This window comes from Oleiphilus sp. HI0061 (assembly GCF_001635675.1).
In genome coordinates, this window is sequence record NZ_LWFE01000471.1 from 1 (window position 1) to 951 (window position 951).

2 protein-coding genes are annotated in these 951 nt (G+C 46.7%); both read left to right on the forward strand.

Annotation, left to right across the window (positions count from 1 at the left end):
* Positions 1–445 (forward strand): RluA family pseudouridine synthase (locus A3735_RS06300; protein ID WP_231882440.1); only part of this gene is annotated, 445 nt, incomplete at its 5' end.
* Between the two features lie 4 nt (positions 446–449).
* Positions 450–951: HAD-IA family hydrolase (locus A3735_RS06305; protein WP_068637782.1), on the forward strand; the 502-nt coding region annotated here is incomplete at its 3' end.

Below are 951 nucleotides of genomic sequence, written 5' to 3' on the forward strand. Positions count from 1 at the left end.
TCGTAATGATGAGGTTAACAAGATTTACCATATGGCCGTTTTCGGTAAGTGGCCAAAGCATAAAAAGCGCGTTGACGCGCCCCTTAAGAAGAATGAATTAAAATCTGGTGAACGCATTGTTGTTGTACACCAGGACGGGAAGCCAAGTCAGACCTTGTTCAAGATCTTATCTAGTGCTGAGAATTTTACCTTAGTCGAAGCTAAGCCGGTGACCGGGCGAACTCATCAGATTCGTGTTCATGCCGCATTTTCCGGGCATGCAATTGTGGGGGATGATAAGTATATCCCGCGCGATTTGGTGCAGTTTAGAGGAATGGAAAAAGCTCGATTGATGCTGCATGCAAAAGAGATTCACTTTACCTTGCCTGGCGGTAGGGCGATGAGTTTTGAGGCGCCCTACGACGAAGTATATGAAGCTAATTTGAAAAAGATGGGCTTGGTGTAGTGTTATGAAGTACCCTGTATATATATTTGATTGGGACGGGACTTTAGTCGACTCTGAGCAGCATATTGTTGCGAGTCTTGAGTATGCCGCTAATAAGCTCTCCTTGCCCGATCTCGGGCATGATGCCTATAAGAATATTATTGGTTTAGGGATGGTGGAGGCTTTGCAAAGCTTGTATCCAAGCCTGTCGGATAAGGATGTTGAAAATATGCGGCAATCTTATGCGGAGTTCTTTTTTCGCCGTGAGATGACGCAGGAAAATCTGTTTGACGGCGTTATTGAGACGCTTGAGGCGCTTAAGGCGGGTGGTCTTAGTTTGGCAGTTGCTACAGGTAAGAGTCGAAATGGCTTGAATCTCGCGTTAAAGGCGACCGGGCTTGGGCACTATTTTGATATTGAGCGCTGTGCGGACGAAACACGCTCAAAACCTCACCCAATGATGCTGGAAGAGATTTGTTCATACTATGGTGTGCCTGCGAAAGAGTGCGTGATGGTTGGCGACACGG